This is a genomic window from Haladaptatus sp. (assembly GCF_049589095.1).
Classification (GTDB): domain Archaea; phylum Halobacteriota; class Halobacteria; order Halobacteriales; family Haladaptataceae; genus Haladaptatus.
Genome location: NZ_JBAWAC010000134.1, coordinates 1 through 4,283 on the forward strand (window position 1 = coordinate 1; position 4,283 = coordinate 4,283).

At 62.1% G+C, this 4,283-nt stretch carries 5 protein-coding genes and 1 pseudogene; 1 reads left to right on the plus strand and 5 read right to left on the minus strand.

The genetic code is table 11. The features are described from left to right. The 3 genes from WBV42_RS04585 to WBV42_RS04595 form a co-directional block, all read right to left on the minus strand. Nucleotides 1-1,249, minus strand: a 1,249-nt coding sequence (locus tag WBV42_RS04585) for a penicillin acylase family protein (RefSeq protein WP_423984983.1), incomplete at its 3' end; no start/stop codon positions are given. A gap of 95 nt (nucleotides 1,250-1,344) precedes the next feature. Continuing rightward, nucleotides 1,345-1,677, minus strand: a complete 333-nt coding sequence (locus WBV42_RS04590) for a 2Fe-2S iron-sulfur cluster-binding protein (protein WP_423984984.1) — start codon at nucleotides 1,675-1,677, stop codon at nucleotides 1,345-1,347. Further along, nucleotides 1,668-3,071 carry a selenium-binding protein SBP56-related protein gene (locus tag WBV42_RS04595; RefSeq protein ID WP_423984985.1) on the minus strand — a complete coding sequence of 468 codons (1,404 nt, stop codon included), beginning with the start codon at nucleotides 3,069-3,071 and terminating at the stop codon, nucleotides 1,668-1,670. Before WBV42_RS04595 ends, WBV42_RS04590 begins: the two co-directional genes overlap by 10 nt. Before the next feature lie 326 nt (nucleotides 3,072-3,397). Between WBV42_RS04595 and WBV42_RS04600 the strand changes: the two genes are divergently transcribed. Further along, nucleotides 3,398-3,544: a hypothetical protein gene (locus WBV42_RS04600; protein ID WP_423984986.1), complete on the plus strand. Its 147-nt coding sequence runs from the start codon at nucleotides 3,398-3,400 to the stop codon at nucleotides 3,542-3,544. A gap of 169 nt (nucleotides 3,545-3,713) precedes the next feature. Here WBV42_RS04600 and ndk read toward each other — a convergent pair whose 3' ends face one another. Beyond that, entirely contained in the window at nucleotides 3,714-4,172 is a 459-nt protein-coding gene (gene ndk, locus WBV42_RS04605; protein ID WP_423984987.1) for a nucleoside-diphosphate kinase, read from the minus strand. Then, a pseudogene (locus tag WBV42_RS04610) lies at nucleotides 4,169-4,283 on the minus strand (50S ribosomal protein L24e); the annotation flags it as partial. The pseudogene WBV42_RS04610 and the gene ndk, both read right to left, overlap by 4 nt.

A 4,283-nucleotide genomic window follows, 5' to 3' on the forward strand; every position in this document is an offset into this window, starting at 1 on the left:
TGGCAGAGTGGCCCGTCCACGCGACGCCGACCCGGTAGCCGTCGCGTTCGAGCACCGAACCGTGGACGGTCTTCCGAAGCGTGGTCGTCCTGTTTGTCCCGTCCGCGACCTCGATCTCGCGCCGTTGGGTTTCGAAGTCGCGCCACTCGCCCTTGTAGCGGTATCTGTCGCCATCGATTTCGTATCGGTAAAAGTCGATGACGTCCGCACCCGCGTTGGTGAATCCCCACGCTCCGGCGTGGTTCTCGCCGATGACGACGAACGGGACGCCGGGAAACGTGACGCCGCGAACTCGTGTGTCCCCCTGCTTCAGGTTCATCTCGTACCACACCGGCGGTGCCATCAGGCTCAGGTGCGGATCGTTCGCCACGATGGGCTTGCCGTTCGCCGTGTGCTTCCCCGACACGAGCCAACTGTTCGACCCGATGCCGTGATCGCGCTCGAAGTTTCCCAACCAGTCGAGTAGCGGCGCTCCGATACCATCGGGGTCGGTGGTATCGGATTCGGGAATGCTGTTCGAGGAGTTCGACGACGTCGCCGACGTTCCTTCGTCCGTCCCGCGAATGACGGGCGAGTCGTGGTCGAGCCGTCCCGGATACAGCTCCGTGGCCGCCTTCTGGCCGAGTTTCGAGGCGACGTTCGCCTTTCGGAGCGTAAGAAAGCTCCCCGTCAGTTCCCATGAGATCTGTTTTTCCATCAGCATCGTGTCCGCGGGCGTCCACTCCGCCGGTTCGTACTCCAACAGGCCGAACTCCAGCGGGAGCGGTTCGTTCTCGATGTGAGCATTCACGCCCGCCGAAAACGCCTTCACGAGTTCGCCGGTGTCCGTGTCGGCGATGTGCTTCCACGTCGCTTCCGCCGCGCCCGCGAAATCCATCTGGATGTGGAACTCGTCGGAATCGGCCGCCAACTCGCCAACGACGGCCGCCACCTGACCGGACATCAGTCGGCGTTGCAGGTCGAGTTGGAACAGTCGGTCCCGGGCTTGCGCGTACCCCACCGCGAAGTACAGCGCCCGCTCGTTCTCCGCCGTGATGTTCGGCACGCCGTCCTCGTCGTACCGGAGCGTCGCCGTTCCGTACGTGCTCTCGACGCTCCCGTCCGTGTCGTCCGTGGCCGTCCCCCACGCCTCCCCGCTCAACGGCGCGAACCGCCGGAGGTAACTCCCGACCGGTGAGAGAGCGCCGCCGACCACGGTCCCACCGATTATCGCCCCGACGAGCGCCCGTCGCGTGATTTCCCGGTCCATGTGCCGAACTGTTTCGTAGTAGATGTAAATAACGTTATCTTTCAATCATGGGAATTCCCGAACGGGACACGAAGACGATCACGCCGGATCCCCGACTACTTCCACGGATTCGTCACGAGGTCGGCGTGGACCGCGGTTCCGACTTCGATCCGGCAGTCGGTTTGCGGCCGGGCGATACAGAGCAGGACGTAACCGTCCGCCAACGAATCCGATTTCAACGCCCGCGGTTCGCGTTCGTGTTCGATTTCGCCGGACAGCAACCGGCCAGTGCAGGTGGCACACGCACCGGTCCGACAGCCGAAGGGAAGGCCGACTCCTTCTCGCTCGGCGGCATCGAGCACGGATTCGCCGCCGGTTGTGCGAATCACACGCTCCCCGCCATTCCGCCAGTCGAGTCGAACGCGATACTCGCGAGCACTCACTGCCACACGTCGCTCGTGCAGTCGCCGTCGGGCCACCGGATTTCGTGTGCCCGTGCGGGACCGTTCGGCATCTCGCCGAAGTCCACGAGGAAGTCCTCGTCCAGCGTCATCGTTCCTTTTCGTGGGTTCACGTCGGCTTTGAGCATCACCGATCCCTTCTCTTTCTCCTCCGGGTAGAACTGGTTGTCCCACGTGGAGAACAGCGAGGTCGTCCAGTAAAGACGCTCGCCGTCGATGCTGAGTTGGAGCATCTGCGGTCCGGCGACTACTTCCCTATCGTCCTCTCCCGTTGGGTGTCGCGGACCGAACAGCCCACCGGCCCAGAGTTGATCGGACAACCGCGGGTTCGCCGGGTCGCTCACGTCGTACATCCGCACGTCGCCGTGGAGCCAGTTCGAGAAGAACAGGTATCGATCATCCATCGAGACGACGAGGTCGGTGATGAGGCCGGGAACCGGCATGTCCCAGTCGTCGTGTTCGCGCGATTCGACGTCTATGACCTTCTCCGCGAACCACTCCTTTTCGCGCTCGTAGAAGTGGAAGATGTTCGAGGAGAGCGCCGCACCGACGTAGCCGTGGGCGGACTCCGGACTGTGCAGGAAGCGGACTTCCAGCGGAATCATGCCCTCCTCGCCAAGGTCGATGGTCTGCTGGAGTTGTCGCTCCGTCCAGTCCCAGAAGTGGAGTTTGTGACCGTAGTTGCCCGCTTCGACGTCCTCCAAGTCGAAACCGGGATAGTAGGTCTTCGGCGCGGCCCACTCCGAGGAGACCATCACGTTGTGGCGTGGCTGATACCAGAAGTCGTAGTTCATCTCCATCTCGCCCGGCGGGTCCCATCGCCCCTCGATTTCGAAGTCGTCGTTCAGTTCGAGGAAACCGCCCGGCAGGTCGCCGTCCTCGTTCCCCAGCATCGAGATGAGTATCTCCCCGTCCGGAATGCAGTGGACGGTGTGCGGTGCCGAGAGGTCGTACTCGTACACCTCCTCGGGTTCGATGACTTTGACGATTTCCGGGTTCTCCCGGTCCTTCGTGTCGATGATGTGCAGTCGGGACGAGCGCTGGCCCGGTACCACGAGGTGGCGTCGTTCCAGTCCTTCGACATGACAGGACGACGAACAGGCGTTCCACCCGAAGTGGTGCAGTTCGTCGCCCTTGTTCGGCATCTCGACCCAGTCGATGACCTCGGTGTACGTGTCCGACTCCGGGTTCACGTCCACGACCGACAGGAAGTCCGGCGCGTCCACGTCCGTCCCGACGTACAGCGACGGCACGTACGCGATTTCCTCGCGCTCGGCCTCCTCGATGGCGGCCTGCGGCGTGGCATATCCCGGCCCCTCCACGTCGTGGTGATGTTCGTGCTCTTCGTGCGCTCCGCTTTCCGATGTTTCGGTATCGCTCATCGTGATTCCCCCTCAATTGTGAGCTTCGGTAGCAATCGTCGTGACGGGGTGCTTTGCGGCAAATATTGCCTCGAAATAGATGGTTACACGCCAATCTTCGTCACACCCAGAATCACACCGCACTCCGAACATTCCCGGACGATTACGGTACTGAACTTCGCATCCGTGTCGCTCTCTACGACTTCGATCAGGTCTTCACCGCAGACGATGCAATGTCCCATACCGCGGGAATATCGAATTCGGTCACCTACTTTGCGGCCTTCGGCGTCGCTTAACCAACCCGAACTGCCACAACTGCTAACAGTTATCCTCGCGAACTAGACGACGTGTTCTTTCCGACATCGCTCGTCGCCGGACTGCTGACCGCCGCCGTCGTTATCGGGAGCGTCGTCTCGGCCGGATTCGGGGGGACGAACTGCTCTCCTTCGTTCGGGCGTTCGCCGGAGGTGCGGTGCTCGCGTCGCTCGCCGTGACTGTCATCCCCGAGGCGTTCGACGAAGGAGGACCGCTCGTCGCGCTCGCAACTGCGGCCGGATTTCTGCTGACGTTCGTCTTGACGAGCGGATAGTTCGAGCGAAACTATGGCCGTCGCTCATCGACTAACTTCCAGAAAATGAATTCGCAATCTGCAACGTCAGTGGCTTATTCGTACAGCCACTCGGCGTCGACTTGCTCGTAATCGACCAGTTCCGCTTCGTCGAAGAACAGGCCGATTTCGCGCTCGTTTGCGCCCTCGTCCTCGTGGTCCGAACCGTGGATTACGTTTCGGCCGAGGTCGAGACCGAAGTCGCCACGGATGGTGCCCGGGGCGGATTCGGCTGGGTCGGTTTCGCCCATCATGCGGCGAACCTGTCGTGTCGCGTCTTGCCCTTCCCAGACCATCGCGAAGACTGGGCCGGACGTGATGAAGTCCACGAGGCCGTCGAAGAACGGCTTGCCCTCGTGTTCACCGTAGTGGTCGTGGGCGAGTTCCTCGCTGATCTGCATGAACTTGCCGCCGACCATCTTCAGACCGCGGTCCTCGAATCGGGAGACTATCTCGCCGATGAGGCCGCGCTGAACGCCGTCGGGCTTGACCATCACGAAGGTCCGTTCGCTCATTCGTTACCACTCTCTGCTTGGCCTTGCTCGGTCCATTCGAGGTCGCGCGGTTCGCGACCGAGGTCGGCGTTCTTCTCGCACTTCGCCGAGCAGTAGTGGATGGTCGTTCCG